Origin of the sequence: Polaromonas sp. YR568, from assembly GCF_943372955.1 — a bacterium.
GTDB lineage: Bacteria > Pseudomonadota > Gammaproteobacteria > Burkholderiales > Burkholderiaceae_C > Polaromonas.
The window spans coordinates 464,345-482,688 of record NZ_CALSAL010000002.1; the positions used below are offsets into that span (position 1 = coordinate 464,345).

Below are 18,344 nucleotides of genomic sequence, written 5' to 3' on the forward strand. Positions count from 1 at the left end.
CCACTGCCCCACTCGATTCACCTGATCCATGAGCCTCAAAAGCATTTCGCTCCGCGACTTTGTGATCGTCCAGAGCCTGGAGCTGGACCTGATGAGCGGCTTCACCGTGCTGACCGGTGAAACCGGCGCTGGCAAATCGATCCTGATTGATGCGCTGCAACTGGCCCTTGGCGCCCGTGCCGATGCGGGTGTGGTGCGCGAGGGCGCGCAACGCTGCGAGGTGAGTGCCGAATTCGACAGCCCGGCGCAGCTGGCCGAATGGCTGGAAGATGCCGGGTTCGAGAGCGGCGGCACACTGCTGCTGCGCCGTACGGTCGACACGCAGGGCAAGAGCCGCGCATGGATCAATGGCAGCGCCGCCACCGCCACCCAACTGCGGGAGATTGCCGACCATCTGGTGGACATTCATGGCCAGCATGCCTGGCAAAGCCTGACCCGGCCCGACGCCGTGCGCGGGCTGCTCGACTCCTATGCCCAGATCGACACCAGCGCCCTCTTGGCCTGGTGGCAGAGCTGGCGTCAGGCGCAAAAGGCCTGGCAGGAAGCACAAAGTGCGCAAGACTCCCTGCAGCGCGAGCGCGAACGCCTGACCTGGCAGATTGGCGAACTCGACAAGCTGGCGCCCGGCGCCGACGAGTGGGAAGAGCTCAACACCCAGCACGCGCGGCTGTCGAATGCACAGGCTCTGCGCGATGCGGTGCAGAGCGCCGTCGATGCGCTGCAGGAGTCTGACGACAACGTGGCCACCCTGCTCGGCCGCGCGATCACCGCGCTGCAGAACCAGGCGCACATTGAGCCCGAGTTCAAGGGCCTCACCGAAGTGCTGGGCAGCGCGCTAGCCGAGGTTGAAGACACCGTGCATTCGCTGCACAGCTATGCCCGACATGCCGAGCTGGAGCCGCAGCGCCTCGCCGAACTGGACGAGCGCCTGTCCCTGTGGGTGAGCCTGGCACGTCGCTACAAGCGCCCGCCGGCCGAGCTGCCTGAACTGCTGGCCAGCTGGCGCAGCGAGCTGCAGCGTCTCGATGCCGCGGCTGACTTGGCCCAGCTCGAAGCACTGGAAAGCAAAGCCAAGGCCGCCTACATGGCAGAGGCCAGCCGCATCTCCAAAAGCCGGAGCAAGGCCGCCCCCCAACTCGCCAAAGCCATCACCCAGGCCATGCAGGGGCTGGGCATGCAGGGCGGGCAGTTCGACGTGGCACTGAACCGGCTTGAGCAGCCTGCGCAGCACGGACTGGAGCAGGCCGAGTTTCTGGTGGCGGGCCATGCCGGCAGCACACCCCGCCCGGTTGGCAAGGTGGCGTCGGGCGGCGAGCTCTCGCGCATCGCGCTGGCCATCGCCGTGACAACCAGCCAGCTTGGCCAGGCGCAGACCCTGATATTTGACGAGGTGGACTCAGGCGTGGGCGGTGCGGTGGCCGAAACCGTCGGCCGGTTAATGAAGCAACTGGGTAAAGACCGACAGGTCATGGCCGTGACGCACCTGCCGCAGGTCGCCGCCTGTGCCGATCAGCATCTGGTGGTGGCGAAGCGGACCGAGAACGGCGCCACCTTCAGTTCTGTGGACCATGTCCACGGCGAGCAGCGGGTGGCAGAAATCGCACGCATGCTGGGCGGCGAAAGGCTTTCAGGCACGACGCTGGCCCACGCCAAGGAAATGCTGGGGCAGTGATGGCGCTTGAAATGGTGCCACTCGAAATGGTGTTGATTACAGGCATGTCGGGCTCCGGCAAGTCGGTGGCCCTTCACGCGCTGGAAGACGCGGGCTATTACTGCGTCGACAACCTGCCGCCAGAACTGCTCGCGCCTTTCGTCGCGCTGGAGCAACAAAACGGCGCCCGCAAAGTGGCCATTGCCATGGATGTGCGCAGCGCCACATCGCTGCCACTGGTGCCAGGGCAGCTGCGCGAGTTCCGCAACGCGGGCGTGGTGCTGCATTCGCTGTTTCTGGATGCCAGCACCGAAACGCTGGTGAGGCGCTTTTCAGAAACCCGGCGGCTACACCCGCTTTCGCGCACCGATGCATCGGACCAGCACCGCGCGCTGGTCGATGCGATTGAGCTGGAGCGCGAACTGCTCGGCGAACTGCGCGAGCAGGCCCATGTGCTGGACACCAGCATGATCCGGTCGTCGCAGTTGCAGGGTTATGTGAAGTCGCTGATCTCTGCGCCGGCGCAGCAGCTGACGCTGGTATTCGAGTCCTTCGCCTTCAAGCGCGGCGTGCCGCTGGACGCCGACTATGTGTTTGACGTGCGCATGCTGCCCAACCCGCACTACGAAGCCGGCTTGCGCCAGTTAACGGGACGGGACCAGCCCGTCATTCACTACCTGCAGGGCCATGCGGAAGTGGATGACATGTTCCGCCACATCGAGCAGTTTCTGCGGCACTGGTTGACCGCGCTGGCACGCGACCACCGCAGCTATGTCACGGTCGCCATCGGCTGCACTGGCGGACAGCACCGATCGGTGTATCTGGTGGAGTCACTGACTGCTGCCTTTGAAGCAGAGTGGCGAACCATCAAGCGCCACCGCGAGCTCGACGGCCAGTAAGGCGCCGGGAGGCCCCTGCTTTCAGCGCGAATCGCCGGGAAAGTCGCTGAGCAGCAACTTGCGGATGGGCGCTGGCAAACCCAGCGACGGCCACGCTTTCGGGGAAAACCACGCACCAGGCGCTGAGGGTGCAGCGCCCTCGGCCGGATGCTCCAGCGGCGAAGCCTGCCGCGCACTGGCCCGTACTGCCCACGGCGCCATGTGCAAATCCTTGTGCGTGAGCACATGGACAAAATGCGGCATCGGTTGCAGCTGCATTCTGAGCTTCGCTGCCACTGTAGCCTGCAGCGCGTCATCGCCAGAAAACACCGGAAGGCAGTACAAGCCGCCCCAGATGCCCCGGGCTGGCCTGCGTTCCAGCCACACAGAACCATCCGGGCGCTGCGCCCACAGCAGGCTGAGCGCCAGCGCACTGCGCTTGAGCTTGCGGCTCTTGATCGGGTACTTTTGCGGGTCTCCGCCAGCGAAGCCCCGGCACTGCGACTGAAGCGGGCAGATCAGGCACTGGGGCTGTCGGCTGGTACAGACCGTGGCACCCAGGTCCATCAGTCCCTGCGTGTAGCGCGGCATGGCCTCGGCGAGATCGCCCTCGGGCAGCAGTTCAGTGGCGAGGTCCCAGAGCTTGCGCTCCTCCGCAGCTTGCGCAAGATCACCCGGGTAGGCCAGGGCGCGCGTGAGCACCCGCTTCACATTGCCGTCAAGAATAGCCACCCGCTCGCCGAAGCAGAAAGACGCAATCGCCGCAGCAGTCGACCGGCCAATGCCCGGCAAGGTCTGCAGTACCGCCGCTGAGCCCGGAAACTGCCCGCCATGCAGGGCGACCACATCGCGCGCGCAGCGGTGCAGATGGCGCGCGCGGCTGTAGTAGCCGAGACCGCTCCACAAGCCGAGCACCTCGTCTTCACTGGCGGCGGCCAGATCGGCCACCGTGGGAAACCGTTCAAGAAACCGCGCGTAGTAATCGAGCACCGTCGTGACCTGCGTCTGCTGCAGCATGATTTCAGACAGCCAGACGCGGTAAGGATCACGGGTGTTTTGCCAGGGCAGCGTGTGGCGCCCATGGCTTTTTTGCCACTGGATCACGCTGTCCGCAAACGAAGGGGTGGCGGCTGGCAACGCCGCAGCCGGACGTTTTGCAGCCACCGATGCTCAGGCGGCTTGCGAAAGAGGCGCCGGCTCGGTGTCTGCCACGGCGGGCTGAAAGCGTGCCGCAAAATGCGCCGAAGACGCTGACGACGGTGCAGGTCCTGTCATCAGATGGGACGTGAGCTCGGTGAGCTTGGCGTCCAGCAGGTCCAGCACCTGCTGCTGGGCTTCAATCTCGGTGATGCGCTCATCAAGGCCCGAAGCGGCCTGCTGAATCCGCTCGATGGCTTCCAGCCGTCGCCCGAAATTGCGGCGGCGCTCGCGCAGTTGGGCATCCAGCTGCGATGCGGCTGACTTGTTCCACAGTTCGAGGTCGCCCAGAGCCGACTCATAGATGACCCGAAGCCGCGTCGCCAGCGCACGGGTCAGCCGCTCGGAAAAATCACCCTGCGAGAGCTTGAGCACATTGCTCAGCCCGAGGTACTGCACATGACTGCGCTCGATCTGCTCCAGATCCTGCACATAGCGGATCAGGTCCGGCTCTTTGGGCGGCTGCAGCGAGAAACTGAACTCTGCGTTGAGCTGCCGGAATGAGGCGGTGAGCATGGACTGGATCTCGTCGCTCAAAATTTTGGCGCGCTGCAGGCTTTCACGCAGACGCGAGAAGGTCTGGCCGTAGGCCTTTTTCACGCCCAGCTTGATGCCGGGCTGCTTGAGAGCCACCGTCAGCTCGGCGAGCTCCGCCTTCAGCGTGGGGGTGCTGAGCAGCGTCAGCACTTCGCGCAGCAGTTTCAGGTGCACCGAGCGCACCGCGTGAATCCTGGCGCCGCTGGTGTCGAACTCGGCCTGCTCCTGCTCGATGCGCGTGCGCATGTGCTGGATGACCGACACATTCTTGCCGCGCAAACCGCGCAGCTCGATCATCTGCTCGGCCAAGTCGCGCCGGCGGATGTGCATGGCCCGGCTGGCTTCCACGCGCAACTCGGTGATGCCAGTGGCCACCGCCGAGCGCAGAATCTTCTGCCGCTGCCCCATCACGCCTTGGCCCAGCGCCAGCTCCAAACCCGGCAGGCGGCTGGCTTCCAGCAATGCCTTGTCGCGCGTGACTTTGGCCAGCAGGCCTTTTTGGGCTGAGACCGGAATCACTTGCGCTTCAGGCAAGCCGAGGATTTCAGCCGAGGTCGCGCGCTGCCGCTCGATCTGCGCCTGCACCTGCTCAGGGGTGCTCAGACCATCCCACAGCGTATCGATCTTGTTCAGTACGACCAGACGCGCGTCGCTGCCATTGCCGCTGCCTTCGGTCACGAGGTGCTCGCGCCAGATGGCCAGGTCGGACTTGGTGACGCCAGTATCGGCCGCCAGAATGAAAACAACCGCATGGGCCTGCGGAATCAGGCTCACCGTCAGCTCAGGCTCGGCGCCAATGGCGTTGAGGCCAGGCGTGTCCAGAATCACCAGCCCTTGCTTGAGCAAGGGGTGCGCGATGTTGATGAGCGCATGACGCCACTTGGGCACCTCGACCAGCCCGTCTGCACCCATGCGCGGGTTGTCTTCCGGATTGCCGTCGTGCCAGAAGCCCAGTGCGCGGGCTTCGTCCTGCGACACATGGCGAACCTCGGCCACCTTCTCCAGCGCCTGGGCCAGCTGGGCCGGATCGTTCACGTCCAGATCCACGCGCGTCCACTTCTCGGGAACCGCGCGCCATTCCATCAGCGCCTGAGACTGCAGCCGGGTCTCGATGGGCAGCAGACGCAGACAGGGCGGTACGTCGGCGTCGTAGCCCAGCTCGGTCGGGCACATGGTGGTGCGGCCTGCACTCGCCGGCATGATGCGCCGGCCATAGCCGGCAAAGAAGATGGCGTTGATCAGCTCTGACTTGCCGCGCGAGAATTCAGCGACAAAGGCCACCATCACCTTGTCAGAGCGCACCTGCGCTTCCAGCCTGTGCAGACGCTCTTCAACGGCCGCGTCGATCAGGTCATGGTCTTTCATCCATTCGGCGAGCAGCTTCAGGCGCAAGGCAAACTCGCGTCGCCAAACGCCGTGCTGGTCAAATTGTTCGTTGAAAGACATCGCAGTGCTCTGTGTTGAGCTGCTCAATATAGCATCGCCGCCCCGAAACGACCACTGGCCGAGGTACAGCAAAGTTCAGGGTTTTTGGCAGTGGGCGCAGTAAAAAGTGGAGCGTTGCCCCTGCCGGATGCCCTTGATCGGAGCACTGCACAGACGGCACGGCAGCCCGGCACGGTCATACACCATGGCCTCCAGCTGGAAGTAGCCGGATTCGCCCTGCGCGTTGGAGAAGTCGCGCAAGGTGCTGCCACCCTTTGTAACTGCACGTGACAAAACATCCCGGATCGCCGCATGCAGCCGGGCTGCCCGCGGACGACTGATGCGGCAGGCCGGCGTGGTCGGCCGGATGCCAGCCAGAAAAAGTGCCTCTGAGGCATAGATGTTTCCCACGCCCACCACCACCTCACCACCCAGCAGCAATTGCTTGATGACGGTCTTGCGCTGCCGAAGCGCGGCGTGAAAATTCACCAGATCGAAGTCATCGCCCAAAGGCTCTACGCCCAGGCGCCCGAGCAGCTTTTGCGCGATCGCGTGGTCTTCTGCTGGCGCGTACACCACGGCGCCAAAGCGGCGCGGATCATTCAGGCGCAGCGCGCCGTGGCTGGTGTCCATCTCGAAATGATCATGCTTGCCCGGCAGAGGCAACTGGCGGCCAAAGCTCACACTGCCCGACATCCCCAGGTGAATCAGCAGAAGGCCTTCACTCAGATCCAGCAGCAAATACTTGCCGCGGCGACGCACCCGCAGCACATAGCGCCCCACCAGCTGCGCCGGCAGGCAACCCAGAGGCCAACGCAAGGGCTGGCCCAGGCGGACCGATTGCACCGTCGCTCCGGCAATGCGGTCGGCAAAGCTCAGACGGGTGACTTCAACTTCGGGAAGTTCAGGCATGGATGGAGGGGCGGTTGACCGCGTCTCGGGTTGTATCGGGTTGTCTGGATTGATCGGTCCGCCCGTCTGGACCTGGCCAGACAAAAAACCGCCCTGTGCGCCCTGAAGGGTGGAAAGGCGCAGTGGGCGCACGGGTGGGGAGCTTCAATTATCATGGCCCGATGAAGAAAATTTCCGGCTTGGTCCTCGCGCTCGTATGGATGATGGCTGGCGGCCTCGCCCGTGCACAGACACCCGCCACACCGCCTGCTGCACCGACATCGCCGGCTGAAGCACCCGCCCCGGCCGGACTTGCACAAGCCAGGGCAGCACAAGACAACGCTCCCCGCTCGCAGCTTGACGCGCAATTGCTCTACCAGTTGCTGATTGGCGAGCTGACCGTGCAGCAGGGCGAGCCCGGTGCCGGCTATGCGCTGATTCTTGATGCGGCGCGCAAGACAGGCGACGCGCAGCTGTACCAGCGTGCCACCGACATTGCGCTGCAGTCGCGCTCAGGCGATGCTGCGCTGCAGGCAGCGACGGCATGGAAGCAGGCCCAACCCGCCTCGCGCGAGGCCAACCGGTACGTGCTGCAGATTCTGATTGCACTGAACCGCATCACCGAAACCGTGGAGCCCCTGCGGGCCGAGGTCAGGATGGCGCCCGAGGCTGAGCGCAGCGGCGTCATTGCGGCCATCCCGCGCATCTATGCCCGGGTGAGCGACAAAAAGCTCGCGGCGCTGACGGTTGAAGAAGCCCTGGCTCCTTCCGCGACCAATCCGGGCACCGCGAGCGCGGCGTGGACGGCCATCGCACGCATGCGACTGGCGGCAGAAGACAGCAACGGTGCACTGGATGCCGCCAGGCGTGGTCAGGCGGCCAGCACCGGTGGAGACGAACGCGCAGAGGGCCCCGTGCTGGTGGCGTTGGAACTGATGGACGCGCAACGGCCCGAAGCGGAAGCTCTGGTTCGCCGTTACTTCGAAGGCAACCCCAAAGCCCTGCCGGAGATCCGCATGGGCTATGCACGGGCACTGCTCGATGCACGGCGTTACGCCGAAGCCAGTGCCCAGCTTCAGATCGTCACACGCGACAAGCCCGACTACCCTGAAGGCTGGCTGGTGCTGGGTTCGCTGCAGCTGCAGGACAACCAGCTCGCACCCGCACAGACATCGCTGGAGCGCTATATCGCGCTGGTCCAGCAACAGGCGTCTGAGGCTGAGCGTAGCCGCGGTCTGGCGCAGGCCTATCTGGCCCTGTCCCAAGTGGCGGAAAAGCGCAAGGATTACGCGGCCGCCGAGGCATGGCTCGCCAAAATCGACAACCCCGCAGACCTGGTGCAGGCACAGACGCGTCGCGCCTCCATCCTGGCCAGCCGGGGCAAGCTCGAAGAAGGCCGTGCGGTCATCCGTCAATTGCCCGAGCGCAACGCCAACGATGCGCGGCTGAAGATCAGCGCCGAAGTCAGCCTGCTCAGGGAATTCAAGCAGTACCGTGCGGCCTATGACGTGCTGGCTGGCGCGATTGCCAAAACACCGGACGACGTCGAACTGCTGTACGACCAGTCGATGCTGGCAGAGAAGCTGGACAGCCTCGACGAGATGGAGCGGCTGCTGCGCCGGGTGATCGCGATCAAGCCGGACTACCACCATGCCTACAATGCGCTGGGGTACTCCCTGGCCGATCGTGGTGTGCGGCTGCAGGAGGCGCGCGAGCTGATCCGCAAGGCGCTGACATTCGCGCCCTCCGACCCCTTCATCCGCGACAGCCTCGGCTGGGTGGAATTCCGCCTGGGCAACAAGACCGAGGCGCTCAAAGTTCTGGAGGCCGCCTACAAGGCCCGCCCGGATGCGGAGATTGCCGCCCATCTGGGCGAAGTGCTCTGGAGCCTCGGCCAGCGCGATCGTGCCACGGTCATCTGGAAAGAGGGCCAACTTCTGAACCCGACCAACGACACCCTGCTGGAAACCCTCAAGCGGCTGCGAGTGAAGCTGTAAACGGTGACCAGTTCATTGCCAGCCTTGACTCGGCGAGTCGCCCGAAGCGGTGCACTGACTGCTGCGGCGGTATGTCTTGCGGGATTTGTCGCTGGTTGCGCGCAACCGGTACGAACCACGGTCACGGGCCCAGACAAAGTCTGGGCCGGGCGCATCAGCATGCAGGTGCAGAGTGAGCCGGCGCAATCGTTCTCGGCAGGTTTCGAGCTCAAAGGCCAGGCTGATCGCGGCGAACTCACCCTCACCAGCCCCTTGGGCAATGTGCTGGGTGTGCTGCGATGGGCACCCGGGGAAGCGCTGCTCGACTCTGGCCAGGGAAACGTCCAGCGCTTTGAGTCCATCGACCAACTGATGACACAGGCCACCGGCGCGGCGCTGCCCTTGCCCGCCTTGTTCGCCTGGCTGGACGGCGACAATGCCGCTGCCGCCGGATGGTCCGTCGATTTGAGCCGGCAGGCGGACGGGCGGCTGGTCGCCCGGCGAACGCAGCCCCTGCCCACCGTCGACCTGCGCGTGGTGCTGGACCGCTGATACGCGCACCTTCGTCAACCTCTGTCATTTGCCCTGCGGCACGAACCCATCTCATCAGAGTCATATGAGAGTTGTATGAGAGCCATTTACGACGTCCCCGCACCCGCCAAGCTCAACCTGTTTCTGCACATCACAGGGCGCCGGCCCGACGGCTATCACCTGCTGCAGTCGGTTTTCATGCTGATCGACTGGTGCGACACCCTGCATTTCGAAGTGCGTCAGGATGGCGTGATCTCGCGCACCGACGTGGCCGACCCAACCCTTGCGCCGGCAGCCGCCGACGCCTTGCCTGAGCTGGATCTGACCGTGAAGGCCGCTCGCGCATTGCAAGCCGCCTGCGGTACCTCTCTGGGGGTGGACATCCGGCTGGAAAAACGCGTTCCCTCGCAGGCCGGCATGGGTGGGGGATCGTCTGACGCGGCCAGTTGCCTGCTGGCCCTGCAGCGGCTCTGGGGGGTGCACCTGCCGGCTGACCGGCTGCAGTCGCTGGCGCTTTCGCTTGGCGCGGATATCCCGTTTTTTCTGTCGGGCGGTCACGCCTGGGTGGAGGGTATCGGCGAGAAAATCTCACCCGTCCAGCTGCCCTCGGCCCGTTTTGTGGTGGTCAAACCCGCCCAGGGGGTGGCCACCCCGGCAATTTTCGGCTCGCCGGAGCTCAAACGCGACACAGAAACTGCTACAATCCAAGGCTTTGCTGCAAACGCAGGCGGTCAGATTTTCGGATTTGGCCGCAACGATCTGCAGCCGGTTGCACAGAAGCTCTGCCCCGCCATCAGCGAGTCGCTGGAATGGCTGGAAAAGCAGGGGCTTTCACCGCGAATGACCGGTTCAGGAAGTGCTGTTTTTGCACAGTTGCCGCAGGCTGACAGCTTGCCAGACGTTTCGGATGCTCCGAAAGGCTGGCAGATCAGAATCTGTAGCAATCTGGCGTCGCATCCGCTCGCTGGCTGGTGAATTCCAAGCTTGGCGACAGGAAGCAATAGGCTCCAGAGCAAAAGAGATACGGTTATAGGTCTGCTGTTGCTTGCAACAGTTGTCCTGTGTAGGGGTGTCGCCAAGTTGGTTAAGGCACCGGATTTTGATTCCGGCATTCGCAGGTTCGAATCCTTCCACCCCTGCCAAAATTTGCAGCTTGCGGGCCCGTCCCGCAAGCGCGGCAGGCCCGCCACAGGCGGGCCTTGGTGTTGCTGGCAGACCCTCATCAGATATTTTGCGGGTCTGTGTTTTTTGGAAGCAGCGGTAACCGGCGCTCACTGCCAAGCCTCTGTTGCAAGCGCTTCCTGCTGCGTATTTAGCTCGATGATGCGTCATGAGCCCTTTGTCATTCATTTGAGCCACATCAAGATCTCGTAGCAGCTGGGCCACACATGCAACCGCACAATTCCGATTTCATGGTTTTCACCGGCAATGCCAACCCGAGCATGGCGCTCGAGATTGCCGACCACCTCGGCATTTCACTGGGTGCGGCCCATGTGGGCCGGTTTTCGGACGGTGAAGTCACCGTCGAAATCCAGCAGAACGTCCGGGCGCGTGATGTGTTTGTGGTGCAGTCCACCTGCGCACCAACCAACGACAACCTGATGGAGCTGCTCATCATGGTCGATGCGCTCAAGCGTGCGTCGGCCGAGCGGATTGCCGCAGTGATTCCGTATTTTGGCTACGCCCGGCAGGACCGCCGCCCGCGTTCAGCGCGCGTGCCGATCACGGCCAAGGTGGTGGCCAACATGCTTCAGGCCGTGGGCGTGTCGCGTGTGCTGACGATGGACTTGCACGCTGATCAGATCCAGGGCTTTTTTGACATTCCGGTGGACAACATTTATGCGTCGCCGGTACTGCTGGGCGATTTGCGCCAAAAGAATTACAACGACCTGATGGTTGTGTCGCCAGATGTGGGTGGCGTGGTGCGGGCACGAGCCCTGGCCAAGCAGCTGGGCTGCGACATGGCCATCATCGACAAGCGCCGCCCGAAGGCGAATGTGTCGGAAGTGATGCACGTGATCGGTGATATTGAAGGCCGCAACTGCGTGATCATGGACGACATGATTGACACCGCGGGCACGCTGGTCAAGGCGGCCGAAGTGCTCAAGGAGCGCGGCGCCAAAAAGGTTTACGCGTATTGCACGCACCCGATTTTTTCGGGCCCGGCCATCGACCGCATCGCCAAGGGCGACGCGCTGGACGAAGTGGTGATCACCAACACCATTCCGCTCGGACCGAATGCCGCCGGTTGCAAGAAGATTCGCCAGCTCTCCGTGGCACCGCTGATCGCCGAGACGATCCAGCGCATTGCCAAGGGTGAGTCGGTCATGAGTTTGTTTTCGGACCAGGACAACCTGTTCTGATCTGAAACAAAAAGTGGTTGCACAGCTGCCCGTCACAAGAATGGGCCTGGCTGGAGCAGCTTTTTAAAGTCGGGGTGGAGCTGGTCGCGGCCCGCCCTTTTTGGAGAAGATCATGAAATTCGTCGCTTTTGAGCGCGCAAAGCAGGGCACGGGTGCGAGCCGCCGTCTCCGCATCACCGGTCGTACGCCCGGTATTGTTTACGGTGGCACCGGTGAACCCACGCTGATCGAACTCGATCACAACGCGTTGTTCCACGCCATCAAGAAAGAGGCTTTCCACGCTTCCATCCTCGAGATGGAACTTGCTGGCAAGACCCAGAAGGTTCTGCTGCGTGACCTGCAGATGCACCCCTACAAGCAGCAGGTCCTGCACATCGACTTCCAGCGCGTGGAAGCCAAGACCAAGATGACCGTCAAGGTGCCTCTGCACTACAGCGGCGAAGAAGAGTCCCCAGCTGTCAAGGCCGAAGGTTGCCTGGTCAACCACGTGCTGACCGAGCTGACGATCTCCTGCTTCCCGGCTGACATCCCCGAATTCATCGCTGTGGACCTGAGCGGCCTGAAGAAAGGCACCTCGCTGCACGTCAAGGACATCACCCTGCCCAAGGGCGTGAAGTTCGTGGCCAAGGGCCAGGACAACCCAGTGCTGGTGTCGGTGTCTGCCGTGTCTGAAGAAGCTGAAGCCGACGCCGCTGCAGCCGCCGCTGCAGCCGCTGCCGCTCTGGACCCAAAAGCCAAGGGCGGTGCCAAGCCAGCCGCCAAGCCTGCAGCCAAGAAGTAATCTTCGGGGTCGACTCACCTCGACCTCAAAAGGCTTGCAGCCCCTGCACTCTCCGGAGTGCAGGGGCTTTTTTCTTGCCTGTCGGCTGACGCCCAGCCCGATAAAGCCCAAGCCAGTGCAGCCCTGATAATCCGCAGGCAGGCAACCCGACTGGCCTTCTCCTCACCCTACCGCACCCGCTTTTGCACACATGATCAAACTTTTTGTTGGCCTCGGTAACCCCGGCACGGAATACGAAGCGACGCGGCACAACGCGGGCTTCTGGTGGATAGACGCGCTGTCACGCGAACTCAAGGCCCCGCTGGCACTGGACAAGAGCTACCACGGTCAGGTGGCGCGCACCACAGTGAAGGGGCAGACCGTCTGGCTGCTCAAGCCGCTGACCTTCATGAACCTTTCGGGCAAGTCAGTGGCAGCACTGGCGCGGTTTTTCAAAATAGAGCCTGCAGAAATTCTGGTGGCTCATGACGAAATGGACATCGTATCGGGCCAGGTCAAGCTCAAGTTTGGCGGCAGCCATGCAGGCCATAACGGTCTGCGGGACATCCATGCGCAACTGGGCACTGCCGACTACTGGCGGCTACGCCTGGGTGTGGGTCATCCGGGCGTGAAGGCCGAAGTCGTCAACTGGGTGCTGAAGAAGCCGTCGCCCGAGCACCGGGTGGCCATCGAAGACTGCGTGGTCCGCTGCCTGAAAGCCGTACCCGAGCTGCTGGACGGCAACATGGAAAAAGCCACCATGATGATTCACACCAGCCAGCCGCCACGGCCCAAACCGCCGCGCAAGGTAGAAGTCGAAGACTGAGGGCGCCGCGCGGGCGGTTAAAAGGCGACAACCGCGCCAACAGGCGACTAACGCGCTGTCACGATGGGAACGACCGTCGTCAGGCGCTGGTACTTTTCCCAAAGCGTTTCGCGGGTTTCCACATGCTGCGGATTCACCGGAATGCACGCCACCGGGCAGACCTGCACGCACTGCGGCTCGTCGAAATGTCCCACACACTCGGTGCATTTTTTCGGGTCGATTTCGTAAATCTCAGGGCCGAGGTAGATGGCCTCATTCGGGCATTCAGGTTCGCAGACGTCGCAGTTGATGCACTCGTCGGTGATCATCAAGGCCATGTCAGCCTCCCCGCGCTGCGGCCAGCGCCTGCGCCACTGCGGGCCTGACCATCTGCGTCACATCGCCGCCCAGCTTGCTGATCTCGCGCACGAGGGTGCTGCTGATGCACTGGACAGGCGCGTCGGGCAAAACGAATACCGTCTCCACGCTTGGCTGGAGCTTGCGGTTCATGGCCGCCATCTGCGCTTCGTAGTCAAAGTCGTTGAGGTTGCGAATGCCGCGCACCACGGCGCAAGCGCCTTGCGCCACACAAAAATCCATGATGAGACCATCGAATGGCAACACCGTCACGCTGGGCAGGTCGCTGGTACAGGTCTGCACCTGCACAACACGCGCATCCAGTGAAAACAAGGTCTTTTTGTGATGGGCCGCTGCCACCGCAACCACCACCGCATCGAAAAGCCGCGCGGCGCGCCGCACCACGTCCTCGTGACCCAGCGTGAACGGGTCAAAGGTGCCTGAATAAACAGCGATGCGCGGGCTGGCCATGGGCAGAATTATGCCCCCTGGTGCGCGCGACAGACCTTGCCCTGCAAGCCATCACCTCATCATGAGCGGGGACGCCAGCAGTCAGGCCGGTGCAGCAAGCCCCGTGGTCGAACGAATCAGCAGGTGGAAATGCACCGCGCCGGCCTTGCCGCTGCGATGCACCTGCAGACCCAGCGGCGCGAGCTCGTCAGGCCCCCAGGCCTTGGGCGCCTCCAGATACACCAACCCATGAGGGGCCATCGCCTGCGCGGCCGCCTTGAGCGCCGACTCGAAATGAGGGGACTCAAAAGGAGGATCAAGAAAAACCAGCTCCAGACTGCCGGGCGCGACCCGCCGCAACACGGCAAGGCCATCACCGCGCTCCACGCGAACCGTGGTTGCACCCAGACGCGTCTGCACCGCCTTGAGCTGCGCGACCAGCGCGGCGTCCTGCTCGCACAGCAGCACATCGGCAGCACCCCGTGACGCGGCCTCCAGACCCAAGGCGCCAGTGCCAGCGAACACATCCATGCAGCGCCAGCCGGTCAGGTCCTGGCCCAACCAGTTGAACAGGGTTTCACGCACGCGGCCGGGCGTCGGGCGCAGCCCCGGCTTGTCGGAAACGCGCAGCTTGGTGCGCTTCCATTGACCGCCAATGATGCGGACTTCATGCGGCAACTGGGCGGACGCACCGGCGACACGGCGGGCGGGTTTGGCCGGCGCTCCGGCAGGGGGCTGGGGACGTGTTTTCATCAGGCCCAGAGCTTAACCGCCCGCGCCCCTCGGCTGCCTTCAGTGATTACCGCTTGCGGCCCGCAGAGTCGTCACCCAGAGGGGCCAGGTCTGACGAATAGATGCGGTCGCCAATCTGCATGTCATGGCCCTTTTGCCAGGCCGCCTCAAATGCGGCGAGTTCTTCAGCAGACGCGCGTTCGTACCGCTGCCGGGCCGTTTGCGGGGTGGCCGCCAGTGGTGTGGGGCTGCTGGGGCTGGTAGCTTCGCGAGGAACAACATCAAAGCCCTTGATGTCTTCGTTGACCTGCCAGTACACGCCGACCACCCTGAGCCCGTAGCGTTCCTCGGCGTTTTTTGCGATCGCTGACCCGAGGGCCAGCAGTTTTTCAGGCCGCCCTTCCTCGTTATGAAGAAAGTCGGTCGACAAATCCATCATCACCGAGTACTGGTGACCTCGCTTGTCGTTGCGGACCACCTTGGTCTTGTAACCGGACGACAGGACACCGTGCGCCTGCATCGTGGTCTTGATCGCTTCGAACAGCAGTTCACGGCGAAACGCCATGCGCTCTTCGAGGTTCATCTTCACCGGCGCCGTTTCAGGGCCTGTGTTACGAGGCTTGGCCGCCTTGCTGGTGGAAAAAATATTTTTGAGTACGAACATGCGCCCCCTGACCGGACTGTTTTCAGCGCCGGTGGAACCGGAAGCAAAACAGCCCACGCACCTTCGTCAAGAAGGGCTCAACATCAGAGGTGCAAAAAGTGGTGAGGCCCGTAAGCAAATATTACGGAGTTTCCCCTCCCCTGACAATCCGGTTGTTGGGATGCCACATCAGGGCGCGGCGTCGCCCAGAACCACGGTGACCATACGCTCGGGCTGGAGCTTTCGCGCAAACGCAGCCTTGATGTCTGCCACCGTGAGACTGTCCACGCGCTGTGTCCAGGTGTCCAGATAGTCCAGTGGCAGGCCGTTCCAGGCGATACCGACCACGTTGTCGAGCAGTTTGCGGTTGCTGTCGAGTCGCAAGGCGAAGCCGCCAATGAGGTTGTCCTTGGCCGCTTTCAGCTCGGCCTCGGTCGGTCCGTTCGTGACAAAGTCGCTCACCACCTGTCGCACGAGAGACACCGCCTGACGTGCCTGGTCCGGGCGGGTCTGCAGGCTGACGGTGAAGCCACCGGCATGCAGGCCCGGTGAGAAGTAGCTGGACACGCCATATGTCAGGCCGCGTTTCTCACGCACTTCCGTCGAAAGGCGCGACACAAATCCCCCGCCACCCAGGATGTAGTTGCCCACAATCAGCGGGAAATAGTCCGGGTCAGCGCGCCTGATGCCGGGCTGGCCCATCAGCACATGCGCCTGCGCCGAATCAAACGCGATGCGCTGCTCTACCGCTTGCGTGAGCGGTGCGACCTCGGGCACCACCGCCAGTGGCGGCAGGCTGGCACACGGCTGCTGCGGCAAGCGGGCCAGCAACTGTGTGGCAATGCGGTCCGCCTGCACACGCGTCACCGCCCCCACCATGCTGATGCGAGCCCGACAGGCCACCACGGCCGAGCGGTGCAGGGTCTGCATGTCGCTGACGCTGATGCGGCGAAGGGTGTCTTCGGTCATCTGAAAGCCATAAGGGTGGCTGCCGTACAAAGCCTTGGCGTAAGCCCGCCCCACAAGGGTGGCGGGCCGGGTGGCCGACTCCTTGAGGGACGCCTCTAGTCGCTGGCGCTCACGCTGCCATACGGCATCCGGGAATGCCGGCTCGGCCATCACCCGTGCGGCCAGCGCCACGGCTTTCGATAGCAGGTCCGGCTCGGTCAGCGAGCGCAGCGAAAAGCCCAGGCGATCCGACGAGGCACCAGCGCCGAACTGCGCACCCAGATCGGCCCACGCTTCGCTGAGTGCGTTTTCGTCCATCGCACTTTCGCCGGGCTGTGCGCGCACGCCTTTGTCCAGCATGGAAGCCATCACGCTGGCCAGACCGGCCTGCGCAGGCGGATCGCGCCGGCTGCCGGCGTCGAAGTCGATCTGCACATCAAGCATGGCAATCGCAGGGCTCTCGACCAGAAACACCTGGGCGCCGCCGGGCTGTGTCCACTGCTGGATCGGTATGGCGGCATGCAGGGGCAGCGCAGCACCGGCAATCAAGGCCGAGGCAATGGTGCCTCGGGAAATGGCAGTCAATGGCGCGCACAGACGCGGCAACAGATTCATCAAGGACATGCGGACAGGCGCTTTCATCGGATGGATACGGAAGTGCAAGGCGAAAGGGACGTTCAGGCAGATCATGTGCGGTGCGTCCCTGTCAATGGCGAATCGGCGTTGTCGGCTGGCGCGGCTTGCGGCCCTGCGCTGCCGGCTGAGGCACCAGCGTGGCCACCGTCAGCTGATCGTCGCCAAAATACCGGGCTGCCACCGCCTGCACCTGCGCGGCGGTCACGCGGCGAAGCGCCGCCATGACCCGCGCGCTGCCGTCGAGCGGCAGGCCCTGCACCCAGTTGGAGCCCAGCTCGCGGGCCTGGTTGAACACCGAGTCGAGCTTGTAGGTTTCGCTGGCCACCCATTGCGTCTTGACGCGGTTGAGTTCTGCCTCGCTCACCCCCTCACCTGCAATGCGCGCCACCTGCTGCCGCAAGGCATCGGCCACCTGCGCGGTGGTTTTGCCTTCCGCCGGTACGCCGTCGAGCACGAACAGCTGTGGGCCACGACCCAACAGGCCGCTGTAGGCGCCCGCACTGTCTGCCACGCGGGTGCCGCCCACGCCCTGAACCAGCACGCGATCCAGCCGGGCGCCGCCGTAGCCGTCCAGCACGGCGGCGAGTACCGTCAGCGCGAGCGCGTCGCTGCTGGCCGCCGCAGTGGGTGAGCTGGCTGCACTGTCCGCCAGATCAGTCGGCTGCAACGAAGGTATCTTGAACGCCATGCTCACATACGCCTGGCTGGCGGGTGCCTTGAAGTCAATGCGCCGGATCCCGGCCTGTTCAGGCTCGACCCGGGGTTTGCGGACCGGCACAGGCCGCGCAGCGATCGCGCCGTAATACTTCTCGGCCAGCGCTTTCACCTGCGCCACATCCACATCGCCCGCCACCACCACCGCGGCATTGGCCGGCACATACCAGCGGCGATAGAACTCGCGCACATCGGCAGGCGTCATGGCGTCGAGGTCGCTCATCCAGCCGACGATGGGTCGGCGATAGGGTGAAGCCATGAACGTCACGGCGTTGGCCGTTTCGTACATCAGTGCACGCGGGGAATCTTCGGTGCGCAGGCGACGCTCTTCCTTGACGACCTCGATCTCGCGCCTGAATTCGTCGTCAGGCCACTGGTTGTTGGCAAAGCGGTCAGCCTCCAGACGCATCACCTCCTCAAGCTTGCCGGCTGGAATCTGCTGGTGATAGCCAGTGGCATCGCGGCTCGTGAAAGCGTTGTCGCGCCCGCCCAGCGCCGCCACGCGGCGGGAGAACTCGCCGGCCTTCACGCTGGGCGTGCCCTTGAACAGCATGTGTTCCACGACGTGCGCCACACCCGAGGTGCCGTCGACCTCATCCATGGAGCCGACCCGCAGCCACAGCATGTGCACGGCCGTCGGGGCGCGGCGGTCCGGCTTTACGATGACAGTCATGCCATTGGCCAGGGTGAACTGGCTGACGGGCGCCGTCTGGGCCAGTACTGAAGTGCCCACGCAGGCCAGCAGCAAGGCCGCCAGCGAGGCCATCACCCAGTGTCGTGCGTCGGGGCGGTTGGTGCGCCCGGAGCTCGCTGGGGGTTCCGGGGAGACTGGCAGATGACCAACACCGTG

General features: G+C 63.8%; 17 protein-coding genes and 1 tRNA gene. 9 read left to right on the forward strand and 9 right to left on the reverse strand.

Features of this window, described 5'->3' with window-relative positions; genetic code table 11:
- Positions 1–28 precede the first annotated feature (28 nt).
- Positions 29–1,672, forward strand: coding sequence for a DNA repair protein RecN (gene recN / locus AAG793_RS08105; protein WP_341906524.1), 1,644 nt, complete (start codon positions 29–31; stop codon positions 1,670–1,672).
- Between the two features lie 11 nt (positions 1,673–1,683).
- Positions 1,684–2,550 carry an RNase adapter RapZ gene (gene rapZ, locus AAG793_RS08110; RefSeq protein ID WP_341906526.1) on the forward strand — a complete coding sequence of 289 codons (867 nt, stop codon included), beginning with the start codon at positions 1,684–1,686 and terminating at the stop codon, positions 2,548–2,550.
- Between the two features lie 21 nt (positions 2,551–2,571).
- Here the strand turns inward: rapZ and mutY are convergent, their stop codons facing one another.
- The 3 genes from mutY to mutM form a co-directional block, all read right to left on the reverse strand.
- Positions 2,572–3,693, reverse strand: a complete 1,122-nt coding sequence (mutY, locus tag AAG793_RS08115) for an A/G-specific adenine glycosylase (protein WP_341906528.1) — start codon at positions 3,691–3,693, stop codon at positions 2,572–2,574.
- A gap of 6 nt (positions 3,694–3,699) precedes the next feature.
- Positions 3,700–5,709 carry a dynamin family protein gene (locus AAG793_RS08120; protein WP_341906531.1) on the reverse strand — a complete coding sequence of 670 codons (2,010 nt, stop codon included), beginning with the start codon at positions 5,707–5,709 and terminating at the stop codon, positions 3,700–3,702.
- Positions 5,710–5,784: 75 nt separating this feature from the next.
- Positions 5,785–6,600, reverse strand: a complete 816-nt coding sequence (gene mutM, locus AAG793_RS08125; RefSeq protein WP_341906533.1) for a bifunctional DNA-formamidopyrimidine glycosylase/DNA-(apurinic or apyrimidinic site) lyase — start codon at positions 6,598–6,600, stop codon at positions 5,785–5,787.
- Positions 6,601–6,761: 161 nt separating this feature from the next.
- On the opposite strand from mutM, the gene AAG793_RS08130 reads away from it, so the two are divergent.
- From AAG793_RS08130 to pth, 7 genes are all read left to right on the forward strand, one after another.
- Positions 6,762–8,576, forward strand: a complete 1,815-nt coding sequence (locus AAG793_RS08130) for a tetratricopeptide repeat protein (RefSeq protein WP_341906535.1) — start codon at positions 6,762–6,764, stop codon at positions 8,574–8,576.
- A gap of 3 nt (positions 8,577–8,579) precedes the next feature.
- Complete coding sequence (locus AAG793_RS08135; protein WP_341906537.1) at positions 8,580–9,107, forward strand: outer membrane lipoprotein LolB; 528 nt, start codon at positions 8,580–8,582, stop codon at positions 9,105–9,107.
- Between the two features lie 75 nt (positions 9,108–9,182).
- Positions 9,183–10,061, forward strand: coding sequence for a 4-(cytidine 5'-diphospho)-2-C-methyl-D-erythritol kinase (gene ispE / locus AAG793_RS08140; protein WP_341906539.1), 879 nt, complete (start codon positions 9,183–9,185; stop codon positions 10,059–10,061).
- 90 nt (positions 10,062–10,151) lie between these two features.
- Positions 10,152–10,228 (forward strand) — tRNA-Gln (locus AAG793_RS08145).
- Between the two features lie 246 nt (positions 10,229–10,474).
- The gene (locus AAG793_RS08150; RefSeq protein WP_341906542.1) at positions 10,475–11,449 is read left to right on the forward strand and encodes a ribose-phosphate pyrophosphokinase; all 975 of its coding nucleotides are present in this window, start codon (positions 10,475–10,477) and stop codon (positions 11,447–11,449) included.
- A 112-nt stretch (positions 11,450–11,561) separates the two neighbouring features.
- Positions 11,562–12,230: a 50S ribosomal protein L25/general stress protein Ctc gene (locus AAG793_RS08155; RefSeq protein WP_341906543.1), complete on the forward strand. Its 669-nt coding sequence runs from the start codon at positions 11,562–11,564 to the stop codon at positions 12,228–12,230.
- 190 nt (positions 12,231–12,420) lie between these two features.
- Complete coding sequence (pth, locus tag AAG793_RS08160) at positions 12,421–13,035, forward strand: aminoacyl-tRNA hydrolase (RefSeq protein WP_341906546.1); 615 nt, start codon at positions 12,421–12,423, stop codon at positions 13,033–13,035.
- Between the two features lie 47 nt (positions 13,036–13,082).
- On the opposite strand, the gene AAG793_RS08165 is transcribed toward pth, so the two are convergent.
- From AAG793_RS08165 to AAG793_RS08190, 6 genes are all read right to left on the reverse strand, one after another.
- Positions 13,083–13,352 (reverse strand): YfhL family 4Fe-4S dicluster ferredoxin, encoded by a 270-nt coding sequence (locus AAG793_RS08165; RefSeq protein WP_341906548.1) that lies wholly within the window; start codon positions 13,350–13,352, stop codon positions 13,083–13,085.
- A gap of 1 nt (position 13,353) precedes the next feature.
- Entirely contained in the window at positions 13,354–13,842 is a 489-nt protein-coding gene (gene coaD, locus AAG793_RS08170; RefSeq protein ID WP_341906550.1) for a pantetheine-phosphate adenylyltransferase, read from the reverse strand.
- An 81-nt stretch (positions 13,843–13,923) separates the two neighbouring features.
- The gene (gene rsmD / locus AAG793_RS08175) at positions 13,924–14,574 is read right to left on the reverse strand and encodes a 16S rRNA (guanine(966)-N(2))-methyltransferase RsmD (protein ID WP_341906552.1); all 651 of its coding nucleotides are present in this window, start codon (positions 14,572–14,574) and stop codon (positions 13,924–13,926) included.
- Between the two features lie 46 nt (positions 14,575–14,620).
- On the reverse strand, positions 14,621–15,217 hold the full coding sequence (locus tag AAG793_RS08180) for a hypothetical protein (RefSeq protein ID WP_341906554.1): 597 nt from the start codon (positions 15,215–15,217) through the stop codon (positions 14,621–14,623).
- 168 nt (positions 15,218–15,385) lie between these two features.
- Positions 15,386–16,768, reverse strand: coding sequence for a pitrilysin family protein (locus AAG793_RS08185; protein WP_341906556.1), 1,383 nt, complete (start codon positions 16,766–16,768; stop codon positions 15,386–15,388).
- An 82-nt stretch (positions 16,769–16,850) separates the two neighbouring features.
- A complete protein-coding gene (locus AAG793_RS08190; RefSeq protein ID WP_341906558.1) occupies positions 16,851–18,260 on the reverse strand; it encodes a pitrilysin family protein in 1,410 nt (469 codons plus the stop codon).
- Positions 18,261–18,344: the final 84 nt, after the last annotated feature.